At 59.1% G+C, this 18,393-nt stretch carries 17 protein-coding genes; 7 read left to right on the top strand and 10 right to left on the bottom strand.

The features are described 5' to 3' along the window. Positions 1 to 376 precede the first annotated feature (376 nt). The 9 genes from F8N43_RS15320 to F8N43_RS15275 all read right to left on the bottom strand — a co-directional run bounded on the left by F8N43_RS15320 (position 377) and on the right by F8N43_RS15275 (position 11,087). Positions 377 to 709, bottom strand: a complete 333-nt coding sequence (locus F8N43_RS15320; RefSeq protein ID WP_150653989.1) for an asparagine synthase-related protein — start codon at positions 707 to 709, stop codon at positions 377 to 379. A 78-nt stretch (positions 710 to 787) separates the two neighbouring features. After that, positions 788 to 2,146: an FAD-dependent oxidoreductase gene (locus tag F8N43_RS15315; protein ID WP_150653988.1), complete on the bottom strand. Its 1,359-nt coding sequence runs from the start codon at positions 2,144 to 2,146 to the stop codon at positions 788 to 790. Positions 2,147 to 2,631: 485 nt separating this feature from the next. Continuing rightward, a complete protein-coding gene (locus F8N43_RS15310) occupies positions 2,632 to 3,198 on the bottom strand; it encodes a GNAT family N-acetyltransferase (protein ID WP_150639096.1) in 567 nt (188 codons plus the stop codon). A 107-nt stretch (positions 3,199 to 3,305) separates the two neighbouring features. Next, on the bottom strand, positions 3,306 to 4,076 hold the full coding sequence (locus tag F8N43_RS15300; protein ID WP_150653987.1) for an electron transfer flavoprotein subunit beta: 771 nt from the start codon (positions 4,074 to 4,076) through the stop codon (positions 3,306 to 3,308). A 15-nt stretch (positions 4,077 to 4,091) separates the two neighbouring features. Continuing rightward, positions 4,092 to 5,312 (bottom strand): electron transfer flavoprotein subunit alpha/FixB family protein, encoded by a 1,221-nt coding sequence (locus F8N43_RS15295; RefSeq protein WP_150653986.1) that lies wholly within the window; start codon positions 5,310 to 5,312, stop codon positions 4,092 to 4,094. Then, a complete protein-coding gene (dgcB, locus tag F8N43_RS15290; RefSeq protein ID WP_150653985.1) occupies positions 5,312 to 7,261 on the bottom strand; it encodes a dimethylglycine demethylation protein DgcB in 1,950 nt (649 codons plus the stop codon). The genes F8N43_RS15295 and dgcB overlap by 1 nt, the downstream gene beginning before the upstream one ends. 162 nt (positions 7,262 to 7,423) lie before the next feature. Beyond that, positions 7,424 to 9,484 (bottom strand): dimethylglycine demethylation protein DgcA, encoded by a 2,061-nt coding sequence (gene dgcA / locus F8N43_RS15285; protein ID WP_150634418.1) that lies wholly within the window; start codon positions 9,482 to 9,484, stop codon positions 7,424 to 7,426. 15 nt (positions 9,485 to 9,499) lie between these two features. Further along, a complete protein-coding gene (locus F8N43_RS15280) occupies positions 9,500 to 10,030 on the bottom strand; it encodes a DUF5943 domain-containing protein (RefSeq protein WP_008033249.1) in 531 nt (176 codons plus the stop codon). 79 nt (positions 10,031 to 10,109) lie between these two features. Next, on the bottom strand, positions 10,110 to 11,087 hold the full coding sequence (locus tag F8N43_RS15275; RefSeq protein ID WP_008033250.1) for a dipeptidase: 978 nt from the start codon (positions 11,085 to 11,087) through the stop codon (positions 10,110 to 10,112). Between the two features lie 231 nt (positions 11,088 to 11,318). Here F8N43_RS15275 and F8N43_RS15265 point away from each other — a divergent pair, with 231 nt between their 5' ends. Both F8N43_RS15265 and F8N43_RS15260 read left to right on the top strand, forming a co-directional pair. Continuing rightward, on the top strand, positions 11,319 to 11,720 hold the full coding sequence (locus tag F8N43_RS15265) for a lysozyme inhibitor LprI family protein (protein ID WP_150634416.1): 402 nt from the start codon (positions 11,319 to 11,321) through the stop codon (positions 11,718 to 11,720). 60 nt (positions 11,721 to 11,780) lie between these two features. Next, positions 11,781 to 12,197 (top strand): DUF3010 family protein, encoded by a 417-nt coding sequence (locus tag F8N43_RS15260; protein ID WP_150634415.1) that lies wholly within the window; start codon positions 11,781 to 11,783, stop codon positions 12,195 to 12,197. 136 nt (positions 12,198 to 12,333) lie between these two features. Here the strand turns inward: F8N43_RS15260 and F8N43_RS15255 are convergent, their stop codons facing one another. Further along, positions 12,334 to 13,278 (bottom strand): GlxA family transcriptional regulator, encoded by a 945-nt coding sequence (locus tag F8N43_RS15255; RefSeq protein WP_150653984.1) that lies wholly within the window; start codon positions 13,276 to 13,278, stop codon positions 12,334 to 12,336. A 188-nt stretch (positions 13,279 to 13,466) separates the two neighbouring features. Between F8N43_RS15255 and choX the strand changes: the two genes are divergently transcribed. From choX to F8N43_RS15230, 5 genes are all read left to right on the top strand, one after another. Next, a complete protein-coding gene (gene choX / locus F8N43_RS15250) occupies positions 13,467 to 14,411 on the top strand; it encodes a choline ABC transporter substrate-binding protein (RefSeq protein WP_150634413.1) in 945 nt (314 codons plus the stop codon). 75 nt (positions 14,412 to 14,486) lie between these two features. Beyond that, entirely contained in the window at positions 14,487 to 15,374 is an 888-nt protein-coding gene (locus tag F8N43_RS15245; RefSeq protein ID WP_017341199.1) for a 3-keto-5-aminohexanoate cleavage protein, read from the top strand. Between the two features lie 146 nt (positions 15,375 to 15,520). Further along, a complete protein-coding gene (locus tag F8N43_RS15240; protein ID WP_150633765.1) occupies positions 15,521 to 16,486 on the top strand; it encodes an L-carnitine dehydrogenase in 966 nt (321 codons plus the stop codon). 123 nt (positions 16,487 to 16,609) lie between these two features. Next, on the top strand, positions 16,610 to 17,086 hold the full coding sequence (locus F8N43_RS15235; protein WP_150633764.1) for a thioesterase family protein: 477 nt from the start codon (positions 16,610 to 16,612) through the stop codon (positions 17,084 to 17,086). Positions 17,087 to 17,099: 13 nt separating this feature from the next. Next, positions 17,100 to 18,263 carry a gamma-butyrobetaine dioxygenase gene (locus tag F8N43_RS15230; protein WP_150633763.1) on the top strand — a complete coding sequence of 388 codons (1,164 nt, stop codon included), beginning with the start codon at positions 17,100 to 17,102 and terminating at the stop codon, positions 18,261 to 18,263. Positions 18,264 to 18,393: the final 130 nt, after the last annotated feature.

Raw genomic sequence — 18,393 nt, 5'->3', positions numbered from 1 at the left:
GCCCTGCTGTGGAAAAACGGTAGAGGTCACGAAAAATCAGGGGGTTACGTAGGTATTTATCCTCTAATCCAGCAAATTGAACGTTTTTTAATCACATCACTGAAAGGCCCTACCTATAAGGGTTACAGCGGTCAGCGAACATCTTATCCACAGAAGCGCCAACAGAGATTGGGGGCAAGTTTTGCATCGCTGACAAAGTTATCCCAAAAAAACGCGAGAAGGCTGCTAAGACTGAGCTGAAAATCTGCGTATGGATTGCATCCAACCCCCTACTTTGGCTGTTTCTTGGCGAGACACGCCTTTATCCACAAATTACCCACAGTACCTGTGGATAAAAACACTTCCCTCATCAACGGAGTGCTTATCTACGGAAGTCTTAACGCTTTCTACACAACAAATTATTGAACGCATTAACACCAAACATCGCCCACGGACTTTTTCCATCCCGTTCGAAACGTTTGAAATCCTCGCGAGAAAAAAGGCCGTCAAAACATTCAGTATTGATATTCGACGCCAGTATCTCACTGTAATTTTTTGCTGGCGCATCCGGAAACGCTAGTTTACGTCGCTGCAATATTTCATGAGGCAGCCTACCGGCAAATGCTCTCCGTAAAGGCATCTTCTCGACCCCATCGACGACCTTGTCTTTTGCGGCCAAACTCAAGGCCAGGCTTGTCACGTGCCTATCCAGAAAGGGTATTCCACACATGAATGCGTTCCTGTCTTAGGCTTCTTGATTTCTTGCAAATCAACTAATCAGATAATTATTCAGTATCGAATACCGCATTCATGACGTGTTGCGTTGAATATTATGATTACGCCTGAATACATTGGATGGGTCATATTTTCGCTTTGTCTGGAACAACCTGTCTCGTTCGATCGCACGTACAGCCTGGTCATTGTTTTCCCCCTCAAACGTGTAGTTCGAGTAGGAGGAATACCGTTGCCTGCTGGTTATGGATTCGACAGCGCCTTTTACCCAGCTCACGTATTTCAAGTCATCACTTGAGGCTAACCAACGAGCAGAAAACAGAATTCCATAATTTTTATCAACGATCGGGAGGGCAGATTCGACAGGCTTCTCAGGCCGGCGAGAGGGATTGAGATGCTCGATGGTGATGCTGCAATTGGAACCAGGAACTCCCTCAATCCACTTTAACAACAACGGCCATGTTTCCTCACCGAGCACGTCTGGGCAAACTGACTTCCAGTACCCTCTCATCGGCTGGGCGAAACGCTCGTCAGACCACGACTGCCATGACACGAAATCATTCGTCAGAAAAATGTGCTTGTGCGGCAATCCCAAATACTCTTCGAGCCTCACGATTTCCATGTGGTCTGCTGAGCCACTGAGACAAAAGTCGATAGAAAGACAGCAGCCTCGATCATGGCCCAGATTCTGGAGCACAGGCGCAACAACCAGATTTGACGGGCAATGTTTATCCAGATAGACGACAAGGCTGTTCAGCGCACCTTCAATGTCCTTATCAAATACCTCTATTGTTCCGCAATAGACACTGGGTAGTTTCGATAATCCATACCTGAATTCAAGCACAACACCGAAGTTTCCTCCCCCGCCTCGTAACGCCCACAGCAGGTCTTCATGGCCCGGATCTTCAGCCCTGACAACTTCACCCGAAGCCAGTAGAACATCCGCCCCCACTAAATTCTCACAAGTAAACCCATAAGTTCCCAGAAGCCAACCAATCCCACCACCCAAGGTTAAGCCGGCAATACCTGTATCACTGACTGTTCCGGTAGGGATGACGTAACCCTTCTGGCAGAGCGCTCGATCTACATCACCTAAACGAGCACCCGGAGAAACGCTCGCAACCCCCTTCGCTTCATCAATGACAACATCCCTGCAAATGGAAAAATCAAGAAGTATTCCTCCTTGAGTAGAACCAAATCCCGCGATATGGTGCCCGCCACCTCGAATGGCCAGTTCAATTTCATTGAGCGCCACATATTGAATAAGCTCTTTCAACGCTGATTGATTCTGTGTTCTTATAATCATTGCCGGATAGAGATTGTGCATTCGATTATAAAGCTGCCTGGCCGCCTCATAAGAACTGTCTTCAGGAAATATAATGCTGATGTCCGAATACTTGCTCAGCAGCGAATTTCCGAAATCTCCAAAGCCCATGACTATAAGCACCCGCACCAAATAATAAACTTCAGACTCGCATGAGAATTAATAATCTCCGCGCCGGCCTGCAACATTAAACCGGCACGAAGCTTAATAAGTCACTCTCTCCTCTGTAAAGCATTTTGACTTGTACATTTTCCATCTAAATATTTCCTGCAACCCCTACAAAAATTCTAACTCGCCAGCCACACTTTATGTGTATCAACACCTTTCGGAAATTAATATAGTGCTTAAATCCAATCACCAACATTGAATGCAGAAATATCAACACAATAAAAGAGAGTGGACATTTAGGAGATTGAGGATTGGCTACGAAGGCTGTTTTTTGCGCAAAGACACCCAGCGCTTAATTTCTAAGGCCTGCAGCAAAGGGCAAACAGGTTATCCACAGAGGCGCACACAGGCTTTGTGGGTAACCGCGATCAGATCCTGTTGAACGACTCTGCTGTGACCTCGAACCGCTTACAGAGAAACGTAGCTCACTAGGGCCACTGCATGAGGTAGGCATCGCCGGTCACCCGAATCATCGGGTGGGGCGTGATCTGGCAGGTATCGACGATACGAAAGCCCTGGCGCTCGTAGAACCGGCGGGCGCCGGTGTTGACGGCGTAGTCGATCAGGCTCAAACCCTTGAGGCCCAGCTGGCTGGCACGCTCGTGAGCGTGGGCGAGGAACTGCTTGCCGAGGCCCTGATTGCGCCAGCCCTCGTGCAGCGCGAGGCTGGAGATGTAGAGCGTGTCGGGGACTTCCATGTCGGCATACGGCGCCAGCACCGGGTCGGTCGTGGGCTCGGCCAATGGATCGTGGCGCATCACGTAGCTGTGCATCATGCCAATGACGTGGCCGTCTGCCTCGGCGATGAGGCAGTTCTGCCAGGAAAAATCCACGTCGTCACGGGCGTAACGGGCAGCGCCTACGTCCAGCAGATCCTGGCCGGGCTCGGCCAGTTGACTCCAGATGTAATCCGAAGCGCCTTCCGAGGAAATCTGGAACAAACGGGCAATCTCCCGCGCATCACTGCGCTGGGCCGAACGAAATTCAACGGTCATTACTTTTCCTTGCTCGCGATAGCGGTTTGTCAGACGACATCACTGTTGAATGCAAGTCCGACATCGCGAGCAAGCTCGCTCCCACAGTGGATAGCGGTTAGATCAAGTCAGCGAACCACGCCTTCCTCGATCAGCAACTTGAGAATCGCCTCGGCACCCGCTTGCGCAGTCACGCCTTTAAGCACTTGTCCGCCGCCGCCACTGGCCTTGGCCGTCGCGGCTTTCATCCGGTCTGCGCCGCTTTTGGCCTTGATCACCTTCAAGCGTTTAGGCCGCGGTTTGGCGGGTTGCAGCGTCGCAACCGCCAGCAGTTCATCGTCAATCACTTCGACTTCATCCGCCTGCAACACCCCGCGCCTGGCCGGGCCGTATGCGCTCTGCCGAGGCTTCGGCGCGGCGTTATCCACTGTCGCGAGAAACGGCAGCCGTACTTTCAAACGACGACGCTGACCACGGGGCAAGGCTTGCAGCACCAGCGCTGTACTGCCGTCGATGGATTCCACCTGAGCCAGCCCGACCACCAGCGGCCAGCCAAGGCTTTCCGCCAGCAGAAACGGCAGCATGCCCGAGCCTTCGCCGGTTTCTGCCTGGCTGCCGGTCAGCACGACTTGCGCGCCGGCATCGCGCAAATACGCGGTCAACGCCGGCAATGCATCGGCGCCCTGCGGTTGTTCCAGCACATGCAACTGTTCCAGGCCCATGCCCAGATAGGCGCGCAGCGCAGGCTCCGCGACGTCGCCGGCGTGCAGCACTTGCAGGTTATCCCCAGCCAGTTGCAAGCCCAGCTCCACCGCCCGCGCATCTTGCTCCGCGCGACGTGGTCGGCCGGAAGTCGGGTGGGCGCCTATGGACACCAGGCTGATGATTTTCGTGCTCATAACCCTTTCCTTCCCTTAAGCCGCATCGCGCTTGGCGTCGTTGCGGTAAGCCGCTACCGCATCGATCAAGGCTTGAAGAATCTCGGCGCTGTCGCCAATCACCGACAGGTCGGCCCGTTTGATCATGTCGCAGCCGGGGTCGAGGTTGATTGCCACCACCTTGTCGCAGGCACCGATGCCTTGCAGGTGCTGGATCGCCCCGGAAATCCCCACGGCCACGTAGACCCGCGCGGTGACCCAGGTGCCGGACGCGCCGACCTGACGGTCACGGGCCATGAAGCCATCGTCCACCGCCACCCGAGACGCGCCTTCGGTGGCGCCGAGCGCTTCGGCGGTCCTGTGGAAAAGTCCCCAGTCTTTCACCCCGTTGCCACCGGAGAAGATGAACTCGGCTTCGGCCATCGGAATTGCCGCCGGGTCCACCGCCACCGCGCCCAGGTCTTCGATACGCGACAAGCTGCGCGCTACGGTTGTGGATAACTCCACGGGCAACGCTTCGTGACGGGTTTCGCTGACCGGTTCGGCGCATTCGGCTGCGGCCAGAATCAGGCGTGCGACCGGACGGGCAAGGTCTTGTAACCCCGCACCGGCGCGGCCGATGCATTCCTGATCCTTGACCTGCCAGATCCGCGTGGCCGGGCGTTCGCCCAGGGCCGCGGCAAAGCGTCGACCGAGTTCACCGCCACCGCTGCGGCTGTCCGGCAGCAGCCAGTGACGCGGGCTGAACTGGTTATCCACAGCCCGCAGGCCCTGGACCCGTTGTTCCGGTGCATAACCACTGAATTCATCGCCATCCAGCACCAGCAAGCGATCGACGCCAGCGGTGGCGAAGGCGTTTTCCTTGTGCTCACCGAAGACCACGGCCAACACCGCGCCATCCTGGCCGGCCAATTGATGCGCCAGGCCGAGCAAGTCACGGTCGTGGCTGCTCAAGCGACCGCCGACCATGTCTGGCACCACGTTGATGTAGAACGCAGGTGCAGGCACTTGATGCAGCGGCAATTGAACTTCAACAACGGCCGAACGTTTGGTCGCACCGCCCTGTTGCGCGCCACTGCGGTCAATGCGCTTGATGCCGTTCGGGCCAATGAAACCGATGCCATGGAGATTTTTGCGGATGACGCCATTCGGCCCCATCCAGCTGTGTTGCGCCGGTTGCATGGCCGCGTGCAGCGGGTGCAGGCGGTTGCGGGCAATCCATTCGGCGCGGGGGTCGCGGCGGATAATGTCGCTCATCAGTGGGCCTCCGCAGGTTCACGTTGAGCCGGGGTGCCCGGTTTGCTTGGCGCTGCGTCTTCAAGCAATGCGTCGGCCACCAACTCGGCGATGTCCTTGATCAACGGACGTGGTTCGACCACGCCTTCGAGCATCGCGGTGCACTGTGGGCAACCCACGGCCACCAGTTCGGCGCCGGTTTCGCGGATGTCTTCCATGCGCATGTCGGGTATCCGTTGCTTGCCCGGAATGTCAGTGATCGGCGCACCGCCGCCACCGCCACAGCAGCGCGAGCGGAAACCGGAACGTTGCATCTCTTTCACTTCAATCCCGAGGGCGCGCAGCACTTCACGCGGCGCCTCGTACTCGCCGTTGTAGCGACCGAGGTAGCAGGGGTCGTGATAGGTCACGCTGCTGCCTTTGTGCTGGCCGAGATTGAGCGCACCCGCGTCGATGATTTCCGCCATGTAGGTGCTGTGGTGCTGCACCAGGTAGTTGCCGTCGAAGGCGCCGTATTCGTTTTTCAGCACGTGGAAGCTGTGCGGGTCACAGGTGACGATGCGGTTGAAGCTGTACTTGGCCAGGGTCTGGATGTTGCGTTTGGCCAACAGCTGGAAGGTTGCTTCGTCGCCCAGACGCCGGGCCACGTCGCCGCTGTCACGCTCTTCGAGACCAAGCACGGCGAAGTCGACTTTGGCCGCTTTCAGCACTTTGACGAAGGCGCGCAGGGTGCGCTGGTTGCGCATGTCGAAAGCGCCATCGCCGACCCAGAACAGCACGTCTGTGGATTTCTTTTCGCTGAGCAGATTGAGGTTCAAGTCCGCCGCCCAGTTCATCCGCCCGCCCGGCGCAAAACCGCCCGGGTTGTCGGTGGCGATCAGGTTTTCCAGGACTTCGGCGCCCTTGTTTGGGGTCGCGCCTTTTTCCAGGGTCAGATGGCGGCGCATGTCGACGATGGCATCGACGTGCTCGATCATCATTGGGCATTCCTCGACGCAGGCACGGCAGGTGGTGCAGGACCACAAGGTTTCGGCGTCTACCAGACCGTTGACGATCGGTTGATGCGGGTTGCCGGCGTGCTCGCCAATCGCTTTGCCCGGATACGGGCTGCCGGCGAACTTGGCGTCGGTGCCACCGGCGAGGCCGACCACCATGTCCTGAATCAGTTTTTTCGGGTTCAACGGCTGGCCGGCGGCGAACGCCGGGCAGGCTGCTTCACATTTACCGCACTGCACGCAGGCGTCGAAACCGAGCAGTTGGTTCCAGGTGAAATCCTTGGGTTTTTCCACACCCAGCGGTGCACTTGGATCGTTGAGGTCCAGCGGTTTCAAACCGGTGGAACGACCACCGCCAAAACGCTCGGCGCGACGGTGCCAGGCCAGGTGCAAAGCACCGGCGAAGGCGTGCTTCATCGGGCCGCCCCAGGTCATGCCGAAGAACAGTTCGCTAACGCCCCACAGCACGCCGATCCCGAGGATCACGGCCAGGATCCAGCCACCGAAGTTTTCCGGCAGGATACCCGCGACCGGCAGGGACACCAGGAAGAACGACGCCGAGAACGCCAACAGGCTTTTCGGCAAACGCATCCACGGGCCTTTGGACAAACGGGCCGGTGGGTTGCGTCGACGCAGGTACACGAATATCGCGCCGACGAACATCACGGCCGTCATCAGCAACAGTGCATAACCGAGGAAGCGGTTATGCAGGCCGAAACCGTGCACCAGAATCGCGAGCACAGCGGACGCCACCGCACCGCCGGCCGTAGCGACGTGGGTGTTGGCGATGTATTTGTCCCGCGCGACGACGTGGTGCAAGTCGACCATGTAACGCTTGGGCATGGCGAACAGGCCGCCGATCAGGTCGACTTTCGAAGCCCGGCCCCGGCGCCACATAGCCACCCGCCGCAACGCGCCCAGAACCGCAAGGCCCAGGGCAGCGAACAACAGGATTGGAAGAAGGGTGTTCAACATGGTGGAGCTCCCAAAGACCTCGGGGTCTTGCAGGTCGAGATGCCTTACTCGGTTCCTGTGGGAGCGGGCTTGCCCGCGATTGCATTTTGTCAGTCACATTTGCATTGACTGACCCACCGCTATCGCGGGCAAGCCCGCTCCCACAGGGTCATGTGCAAGCCGTTAGAAATCCTTGCACAACCGCAGTGCGTCATAGATCGCCGCATGGGTGTTGCGCTGGGCCACGCAGTCGCCGATGCGGAACAGCAAGTAGCCGTCGCCTGCTTGACTCAGCGAAGGTTGCGGCTTGATCGCGAACAAAGCTTCGACGTCCACCTGGCCTTTGTTGCGCGAGCCTTCCTTCATGGCGTAGTAGATTTCTTCGTCCGGACGCACGCCGTTTTCAACAACGACCTGGTCCACCACCCGCTCCTCTTTGGCACCGGTGTATTCGTTTTCCAGCACCGCCACCAGCTTGTCGCCTTCGCGGTAGACCTTCTCCAGCATCATGTCGCCGGTCATGATCACTTCTTTCGGGTACATGCTGCGGTAGTACGTCGGGAACGAGGTACCGCCAATCGCTACACCCGGCTTGATGTCGTCGGTGACGATCTCGACCTGGCTGCCCTTGTCGGCGAGGAAGTCGGCAGTCGACATCCCGGTGAACTCGCAAATGGTGTCGTAGACCAGCACGTTCTTGCCCGGTGCGACCTTGCCGTCGAGGATGTCCCAACTGCTGACGACCAGGCCTTCAGCCGCGCCCCAGTGCTCGTTCTGCTCCAGGAATGGATGACCGCCGACAGCGAGCACCACCACGTCCGGACGCAGGTCGAGAATGGTTGCCGCATCGGCGGCAACGCCCAGGCGCAGGTCGACTTTCAGACGCGCCAGCTCAAGCTGGAACCAGCGCGTGATACCGGCGATCTGGTCCCGTTGCGGGGCTTTCGACGCCGTCGTGATTTGCCCACCGATGAATTCTTTCTTCTCGAACAGGGTGACGTCGTGGCCACGTTCGGCGGACACGCGAGCCGCTTCCATCCCGGCCGGGCCGGCACCGACCACCACGACTTTGCGCTTCACACCGGTCGATTTCTCGATGATGTGTGGCACGCCCATGTATTCACGGGAGGTCGCGGCGTTCTGGATGCACAACACGTCCAGGCCCTGGTACTGACGGTCGATGCAGTAGTTGGCACCGACGCATTGCTTGATCTGGTCGATCTGACCCATTTTGATCTTGGCGATCAAGTGCGGGTCGGCAATGTGGGCACGGGTCATGCCGACCATGTCGACGTAACCGCCTTCCAGGATGCGGGTTGCCTGGTTTGGGTCTTTGATGTTCTGCGCGTGCAGCACAGGTACCTTGACCACTTCCTTGATACCGGCGGCCAAATGCAGGAACGGCTCCGGTGGATAACTCATGTTGGGGATAACGTTGGCCAGGGTGTTATGGGTGTCGCAACCCGAACCGACCACACCGATGAAGTCGAGCATGCCGGTGTCGTCGTAATACTTGGCGATTTGCTTCATGTCCTCATGGGACAGGCCGTCCGGATGGAATTCGTCACCGCACAGGCGGATACCGACACAGAAGTCCGGGCCCACTTCGGCACGCACGGCCTTGAGCACTTCCAGACCGAACTTCATCCGGCCCTCAAAGGTGCCGCCCCATTCGTCGGTACGCTTGTTGACCCGCGGGCTCCAGAACTGGTCGATCATGTGCTGGTGTACGGCGGACAATTCAATACCGTCCAGGCCACCGGCCTTGGCGCGACGCGCGGCCTGAGCGTAGTTGCCGATCACCCGCCAGATTTCTTCCGGCTCGATGGTTTTGCAAGTGGCACGGTGCACCGGCTCACGCACGCCCGACGGCGACATCAGCGTCGGCCAGTTGAAGCCGTCCCAACGCGAGCGACGGCCCATGTGGGTAATCTGAATCATGATCTTGGCGCCGTGCTTGTGCATGGCGTCGGCAAGATTCTGGAAGTGCGGAATGATGCGATCGGTGGACAGGTTCACCGAACTCCACCATTCCTGCGGGCTGTCGATGGCCACCACGGACGAACCGCCGCAGATCGCCAGGCCGATCCCGCCCTTGGCCTTCTCTTCGTAATACTTGACGTACCGATCGGTGGTCATGCCGCCGTCGGTCGCATAGACCTCGGCGTGCGCGGTGCTGAGCACGCGGTTACGGATGGTCAGTTTGCCGATCTGGATCGGCTGGAACATTGCTTCGAAAGCCATGGCGGGTTCCTCGACTTACAACGGCTTGACGGTGAACAAACCGTCGTCGTGGCCTTCTTCGGAGCCACCGTAGACTTGTTCGGCAACGGTGCGAATCTTGCTGCCGCGGGCCTGCAGAATCTGGTCCATGGCACCGGCAAACCAGCCAGTGAACATGTAGTCGACCTTGCGCCCGACCTTGCCGTAGACGTAGACGAACGCCGAGTGCTCGAGCTTGACGCTGGCGGTGCCTTTGTCGAGGTCGATGTCCTGGATCTTGAACAGGCCCCAGCCGCGCTGCGACAGGCGCTTCATGTAGTGCTCGAACACCGCGACGCCTTCCAGGCCATGGCATTCAGCTTCTTTTTCACACCAGTGCCAGGCGGATTTGTAGCCGGCCTTGTAGAGAATTTCGGCGTAGGCGTCGGCGCCCAACACTTCCTCGATGCCCATGTGGTTGTTGACGAAGAAATGACGCGGCACGTACAGCATCGGCAGGGCGTCGGAGGTCCAGACACCGGTTTCGCTGTCGACTTCGATAGGCAATTGCGGGGCGATCTTGGCCATGGAAACTTAACTCCAGAAAAATTTTGGTGTTGCCCCCGGCACGGACGGCCGGGGGAAAGGATTCTTCAGATGCGGCGGCTTATTCGCCCCAGACATCCTTCAAGACGTTGACCCAGTTCTCGCCCATGATCTTGCGGACCACGCGCTCGGAGTGGCCGCGCTTGAGCAGGGTTTCGGTCAGGTTCGGGAACTCGCCGACGGTGCGGATGCCCAGCGGGTTGATGATCTTGCCGAAGCTGGTCAGACGGCGGGCGTAGCCCTTGTCATGGGTCAGGTATTCGAAGAAGTCCTGGCCATGGCCCTGGGTGAAGTCGGTGCCGATGCCGATGGCGTCTTCGCCGACGATGTTCATGGTGTATTCGATCGCTTCGGCGTAGTCGTCGATGGTCGAATCGATGCCCTTGGCGAGGAACGGCGCGAACATGGTCACGCCGACGAAACCGCCGTGATCGGCGATGAATTTCAGCTCTTCATCGGACTTGTTGCGCGGGTGAATTTTCAGACCCGACGGCAGGCAATGGGAGTAGCAGACCGGTTTCTTCGATTCGAGGATGACTTCTTCGGACGTTTTCGAGCCGACGTGGGACAGGTCGCACATGACGCCAACGCGGTTCATCTCGGCAACGATTTCACGACCGAAGCCCGACAGGCCGCCATCGCGTTCGTAGCAACCGGTACCGACCAGATTCTGGGTGTTGTAGCACATCTGTACGATGCCGACGCCCAGCTGCTTGAACACCTCGACATAGCCGATCTGGTCTTCAAACGCGTGAGCATTCTGGAAGCCGAAGAGGATGCCGGTCTTGCCCTGCTCCTTGGCTTTACGGATGTCGGCGGTGGTGCGCACCGGAATCACCAGGTCACTGTTCTCGCGGATCAGCTTCTGGCTGGCGGCGATGTTGTTGACGGTGGCCTGAAAGCCCTCCCACACCGACACGGTGCAGTTGGCCGCGGTCAGACCGCCCTTGCGCATGTCTTCAAACAGCTCGCGGTTCCACTTGGCAATAATCAGCCCGTCGATAACGATGCTGTCGGCGTGCAATTCGGCTGGGCTCATCAGGCTGTCCCCTATTAGCGATTCGTGCGCCGAATCGTGTGCCGGCGCTTTGGGGCCAGCATATGCCTGAGGACCGGTGCAGCCGGGTGCAAAAACGACAGGGGGTTTGCCGAAAGCGTCAATCTGCGACAAAGGGTCGATATCGGGCCTGATCACCCGGCTGTTCAATGCCGGCCGCTTGGGCCAGAATTCGGCGCATTACTGGATGCTTACTGGATTTAGGGCGACGCAATGAAATCGATCTTCCTGGCTTTGGCACTGATAGCGACCGGCGTACAGGCAGCTGAAGAGTCCGACACCAACCCCTGCGATGCGGTCGAAAACGACGTCCAGACCCTGGAATGCTCGGTCTACAGCCGAACCACCGCCGAAGACCTGCTCAAGGACAACTACCAAAGCCTGACCGAGCGCATGCAAACGCTCTACGGCAAGAGCCCTTCGCAACTGGCCGACATCACCGCCAAAATCAAGGCCGCCCAGCAGCAATGGCTTAAAACCCGGGATGCCGATTGCGCGGTTGAAGCGTTTCCGGCGACCAGTGGCAGCAAGGCGTTCACCATTGCGCAGAATGACTGCGTGGCGCGGATGAGTGATGAGCGGTCGGAGTTTTTGGAGTCGATTGGGCAGGAGTGATGCAAACTCCGGCCAACCAGAGCGGTAAAGCTGCTTACTTCAGCCAGTAAAGGGATCGAAATGAAAATCTGCGGCATCGAAATCAAAGGCAGCGAAGCGATCATCGCCGTGGCCTCTCTCGACGATCAGGTGCTAAGCCACGTCGCGCTCAACACCAAGAAAATCGCCCTCGACGATGACGACGAGGCCGCCAACGTCAAGGTCTTTGCCGCTCAAGTGGCGTCGTTTGTTCGCGAGAATTCCATCGACCGGATCGCGATCAAGAAGCGCAGCAAGAAAGGCGAGTTCGCCGGTGGGCCGACGACGTTCAAGATCGAGGGTGTTTTTCAGTTGCTGGAGAGCTGCGAGGTGACGCTGTTGTCGCCGCAGACGATCAATGCGCAGAACAAGAAGTTTGATTTTGCGCTGCCGGCGACGCTGAACAAGTATCAGCATGAGGCTTACAAGGCGGCGTGTTCGGCGCTGGTGAAGAAGTAAGCGTTCTTTCTGGCGACACAAATCACCTGTGGGAGCCAGCCTGCTGGCGATGAGGGAGTAGCAGTCAACAACATTGTCGCCTGACACACCGCCATCGCCAGCAGGCTGGCTCCCACATTGGTTCTGTGTACCTGCATCAGGCGTTGGCAGTACGCCGGTCTTCCCGGGGGCAACGGGCAAAACGTGCCCGATAGCTGCGGGTGAAATACGACGGCGACTCAAACCCGCACGCGATGCTCACCTCCAGCACACTCATGTCTGTCTGCCGCAACAACTGCCGCGCTTTTTCCAGCCTTAGCCGCAGGTAGAAATTGCTCGGCGTGTCGTTCAGGTGCAGCCGAAACAACCGCTCCAACTGCCTGCGCGTCACCTTGATCGACTCGGCCAACTCCAGCGTGGTCAGCGGCGGTTCGCTGTGCTGTTCCATCTCCCCTATCACGTGAACGAGTTTCTTGTTGCTGATGCCATACCGCGTGGCGACTTCCATGCGCTGGTGGTCTTTGCGCGGGCGGATGCGGCCGAGCACGAATTGTTCACTGACCTGGATCGCCAGTTCCGGGCCGTGGGCCTGGGAAATGAGGTCGAGCATCAGGTCGATGGAAGCGGTGCCGCCGGCAGAGGTGATGCGTCGACGGTCTATCTCGAACAGCTCCTGGGTGACGCTGAGCTGTGGATAAGACTCCTTGAAGGCGTCGATGGCTTCCCAGTGCAGGGTCAGGCGATGGCCGTCGAGCAGGCCGGCTTCGGCGAGGACGAAGCTGCCGGTGTCGATGGCGCCAAGGGTCACGCCTTCGTTGTCCAGTCGACGCAGCCAGTGTTCCAGCGCCGGGGTGGCGAATTTCAACGGTTCGAAGCCGGCGACCACCAACAGCGTCGCACCTTTCTTCAGCGGTTCCAGCGCCGCATCGGCGTTCACCGACATGCCGTTGCTGGCCAACACCGCCCCGCCGTCTGCGCTCAGCACATGCCAGCGATACAGCTCGCCGCGAAAACGATTCGCAACCCGTAGCGGCTCGATGGCCGAGATGAAACCGATGGCCGAGAAACCCGGCATCAACATGAAGTAGAAATCCTGGGACATGGAGCGCACTCGGTTGGCGGGTAGTTGTTGATACGCCACTTGCGAGCGCCATTCAAGAGGTCAGGTCGCTGCAGTGCAAGAGCTGGTCGCCGCAGTGCGCTTTCACGGGGCCTTAGCTGCGTAACTTGGCATCACCGGCGCACAAAGACGACCGGACCCACAATAACGAACTGCCGAGGAAACCTGAGATGAAACGACTGATCAGCAGCTGTGTTCTTGCACTCAGCGGTACCGCTTTTCTGAGCGCCAGTGTCATGGCCGCCGAACCTGCATCGTGCCAGAACGTACGCATGGGCGTCGTGAACTGGACCGACGTGATCGCCACCAGCGCCATGACCCAGGTCTTGCTCGATGGCCTCGGCTACAACACCAAACAAACCAGCGCCTCCCAGCAAATCATCTTTGCCGGGATCCGCGACCAGCGCTTGGACTTGTTCCTGGGCTACTGGAACCCGTTGATGACCCAGACCATCACCCCGTTCGTCGATGGCAATCAGGTCAAAGTGCTTGAAGCGCCCAGCCTGAAAGACGCCCGCGCCACCCTCGCCGTGCCGACTTACCTCGCCGACAAGGGCCTGAAAACCTTCGCCGACATCGCCAAATTCGAGAAAGAGCTGGGCGGCAAGATTTACGGCATCGAGCCAGGCTCGGGTGCCAACACCCAGATCAAGGCGATGATCGCCAAGAACCAGTTTGGCCTCGGCAAATTCCAGCTAGTCGAGTCCAGTGAGGCCGGCATGCTTGCGGCGGTGGATCGCGCCGTACGCCGCAAAGAAGCCGTGGTGTTCTTCGGCTGGGCGCCGCACCCGATGAACGTCAACGTGAAGATGACTTACCTCACCGGCAGCGATGACGCGCTGGGCCCGAACGAAGGCATGGCCACCGTCTGGACCGTCACCGCGCCGAACTACACCGAGCAATGCCCGAACATCGGCCGCCTGCTGAGCAACCTGACCTACACCGCCGAAGACGAGAGCCGGATGATGCAGCCGCTGCTGGATCACAAGGACGCCTTCGAATCAGCCAAGCAATGGCTGAAAGATCACCCGCAAGACAAACAACGCTGGCTGGAAGGTGTGACCACCTTCGATGGCAAACCGGCGGCTGACAACCTGAAACTGACCAGCAAATAAACCCCGATTGAACCACCGACTCGCAGCCCTACGGGGCTGCGAACGGAATCATCACGCCTGCAAGGAACCCGCCTCATGAACCACGACGTCATCATCACCTGCGCACTTACCGGTGCTGGCGACACGACCAGCAAAAGCCCACACGTGCCGGTCACCCCGAAACAAATCGCCGCTGCCGCCGTGGAAGCCGCCAAGGCCGGCGCCACTGTGGTCCACTGCCACGTGCGCAACCCCGAAACCGGCAAGTTCAGCCGTGACGTGGCGCTGTACCGCGAAGTCATGGAGCGCATCCGCGAGGCCGACGTCGACATCATCGTCAACCTCACCGCCGGCATGGGCGGCGACCTGGAAATCGGCGCGGGCGAGAACCCGATGGAGTTCGGCCCGAACACCGATCTGGTCGGCCCGCTGACCCGTCTGGCCCACGTCGAAGAGCTGCTGCCGGAAATCTGCACCCTGGATTGCGGCACCCTGAACTTCGGCGACGGCGACACCATTTACGTCTCCACCCCGGCGCAGTTGCGTGCAGGCGCCAAACGCATTCAAGAGCTGGGCGTGAAAGCCGAGCTGGAAATTTTCGACACCGGTCACCTGTGGTTCGCCAAACAGTTGATCAAGGAAGGCCTGCTCGATGACCCGCTGTTCCAGCTCTGCCTGGGCATCCCGTGGGGCGCGCCGGCTGATACCACCACCATGAAAGCCATGGTCGATAACCTGCCGGCCAACGCCGTGTGGGCCGGTTTTGGTATCGGTCGCATGCAGATGCCGATGGCGGCGCAAGCGGTGCTGCTGGGCGGCAACGTGCGGGTCGGCCTGGAAGACAACATCTGGCTGGACAAAGGCGTGTTGGCGACCAACGGCCAATTGGTCGAACGCGCCTCGGAAATCCTCAGCCGTCTCGGCGCCCGGGTTCTGACGCCGGCGGAAGGCCGGGCAAAAATGGGCCTGACCAAGCGCGGTTAACCCCAACACCTTTCCCCCTGTGGGAGCGAGACCGGCTTGCCGGTGATGACGTCGGTGCAACCGAAGCATCATCTGCGACAGGAATACCGCCATCGCGAGCAGGCTCGCTCCCACAGTTTTTTCCGAGCCAAATTCAGGTAATCGCCATGAGCTTTATCACCGAAATCAAAACCTTCGCTGCCCTGGGCAGCGGTGTCATCGGCAGCGGTTGGGTGTCCCGCGCCCTCGCCCACGGCCTCGATGTGGTGGCCTGGGACCCGGCGCCCGGCGCCGAAGCGGCCCTGCGCAAACGCGTGGCCAATGCCTGGGGCGCACTGGAGAAACAAGGCCTGGCACCGGGCGCATCACAGGATCGGCTGCGCTTTGTCGCGACGATTGAAGAGTGTGTTCGCGACGCTGATTTCATTCAGGAAAGTGCCCCTGAGCGTCTGGAACTGAAACTGGAATTGCACAGCAAAATCAGCGCGGCGGCCAAGCCCAATGCACTGATCGGTTCCAGCACCTCAGGCCTGTTGCCAAGCGAGTTCTACGAGAGCTCGACCCATCCGGAACGCTGCGTCGTCGGTCACCCGTTCAACCCGGTGTATCTGCTGCCATTGGTGGAAGTGGTCGGCGGCAAGAACACGGCACCGCAAGCCGTTCAAGCGGCCATGAAAGTCTACGAATCCCTCGGCATGCGCCCGCTGCATGTGCGTAAAGAAGTGCCAGGGTTCATTGCCGACCGACTGCTCGAAGCGCTGTGGCGTGAGGCGCTGCACCTGGTCAACGACGGGGTGGCGACGACCGGGGAGATCGACGATGCGATTCGCTTTGGCGCGGGTCTGCGCTGGTCGTTCATGGGCACCTTCTTGACCTACACCCTGGCCGGTGGCGATGCCGGCATGCGGCACTTCATGGCGCAGTTCGGCCCGGCGTTGCAATTGCCGTGGACGTACCTGCCAGCGCCGGAACTGACCGACAAGCTGATTGATGATGTGGTGGACGGGACCAGTGATCAGCTGGGCAAACACAGCATTTCTGCGCTGGAACGCTATCGTGATGATTGCTTGCTGGCGGTGCTGGAGGCAGTGAAAACCACGAAAGAGAAGCATGGGATGAGCTTTAGCGAATAACAGGTCTGGCCCCATCGCGGGTAAGCCCGCTCCCACAGGATTTGTGAACAGCGCAAGAACTGTGGCAGCGGGCTTGCCCGCGATGAGGGCGGCGCAGTCACTACACCTATTGGATAAGTCCTCATGCCTACCCTCACCACTTACAGCACCACAATCATCCCCGATTGGGTCGACTACAACGGCCACCTGCGCGACGCGTTTTACCTGCTGATTTTCAGCTACGCCACCGATGCGCTGATGGACCGGCTAGGCATGGACAGCAACAACCGCGAAGCCAGCGGCCATTCACTGTTCACCCTCGAGCTGCACCTCAATTACCTGCATGAAGTGAAGCTCGACGCCGACGTTGAAGTGCGCACTCAGATCATCGCTCACGACAGCAAACGCCTGCACCTCTATCACAGCCTGCATCTGGTCGGTGACGACAAAGAGCTGGCGGGCAACGAACAAATGCTGCTGCACGTCGACCTTGCCGGTCCCCGCTCCGCGCCGTTCAGCGAAGAAACGCTAGGCAAGCTGCAAGCCATCGTTGCGCAACAAACCGACCTGCCCACCCCGGACTACATTGGCCGAGTGATCGCGCTGCCCCCCAAAAAATAACAAGGAGATCGCCATGAACACCGCCGCCGCTTTTGCCGACTTCCGTACCTATCCGTTGATCAGCGCGCTGAGTGGCGTGCAGGCCTTGGCGGATCGCGTTCTGGTGACATGGGCTGATACCCGTGTCAGCCCTTTTCATCATCAATGGCTGCGGGACAACTGCCCGTGCCCGCAATGCGTCTACACAGTGACCCGTGAGCAGGTGCTGGAAATCGTCGACGTTGCGCAAGACCTGATGCCGGCAGAGACGAGCATCGACCCTGAGGGCTGTCTCCGCATCCAGTGGCAGGACGGTCATCTCAGCCGCTTCGATCCGGGCTGGTTACGGGCCCACGCCTATGACGACCAATCCCGCGCCGAACGCCGGGCCGGCAAGCCAAAATCCCGGCTGTGGAAAAGCGACTTGTCGCTGCCGGTGTTCGATTATCAAGCGCTGATGAATGATAACGATGCCTTGTTGCAATGGCTGCTGGCGGTACGCGATATCGGCCTGACACAAGTGCGCGGCGTGCCCACCGAACCCGGTTCGCTGAAGCTGATCGCACAACGTATTTCCTTCATCCGCGAGAGCAATTTCGGTGTGTTGTTCAACGTGCAGTCCAAGGCCGATGCCGACAGCAACGCCTACACCGCGTTCAACCTGCCATTGCACAGCGACCTGCCCACCCGGGAGTTGCAACCGGGACTGCAATTTCTACATTGCCTGGTCAATGATGCCGACGGTGGTGAAAGCATCTTCGTCGACGGTTTTGCCATCGCCGAAGCACTGCGCGAGGAAGATCCCGAGTCGTTCAAAGCGCTGTGTGAAGTCCCCGTGGAGTTTCGCAACAAGGACCGTCACAGCGACTATCGCTGTCTCGCGCCGATCATTGCTTTGGATGCCTTGGGGCAGATTTCCGAAATCCGCATGGCGAACTTTTTGCGCGGACCTTTTGATGCTTCGGTGGAGGAAATGCCCAGACTGTATCGCGCCTACCGGCGCTTCATTGCGATGACTCGCGAGGCGCGCTTTCGGGTGATGACGCGGCTCAATCCGGGGGAGATGTGGTGTTTTGATAACCGCCGCACGCTTCACGCGCGCAATGCCTTCGACCCCGCCAGCGGCGCCCGGCATTTCCAGGGATGCTATGTGGATCGGGATGAGTTGTTGTCGCGGATCCTCGTGCTCCAACGCTAGACCGCATCATCGTTCATCGCGGGCAAGCCACGCTCCCACAGGTTTGGCGTCGTTCGCCAGATCTGCGGCCACCCCAGTCCTGTGGGAGCTGGCTTGCCAGCGATGGCGGTCGCACAGGCAACACCCAATT

The sequence above is a fragment of the Pseudomonas fluorescens genome (genome assembly GCF_902498065.1).
Taxonomy (GTDB): Bacteria; Pseudomonadota; Gammaproteobacteria; order Pseudomonadales; family Pseudomonadaceae; genus Aquipseudomonas; species Aquipseudomonas fluorescens_BJ.
Note: the sequence above shows the minus strand (reverse complement) of the source record. Positions and strands in the feature narration are given on the sequence as shown.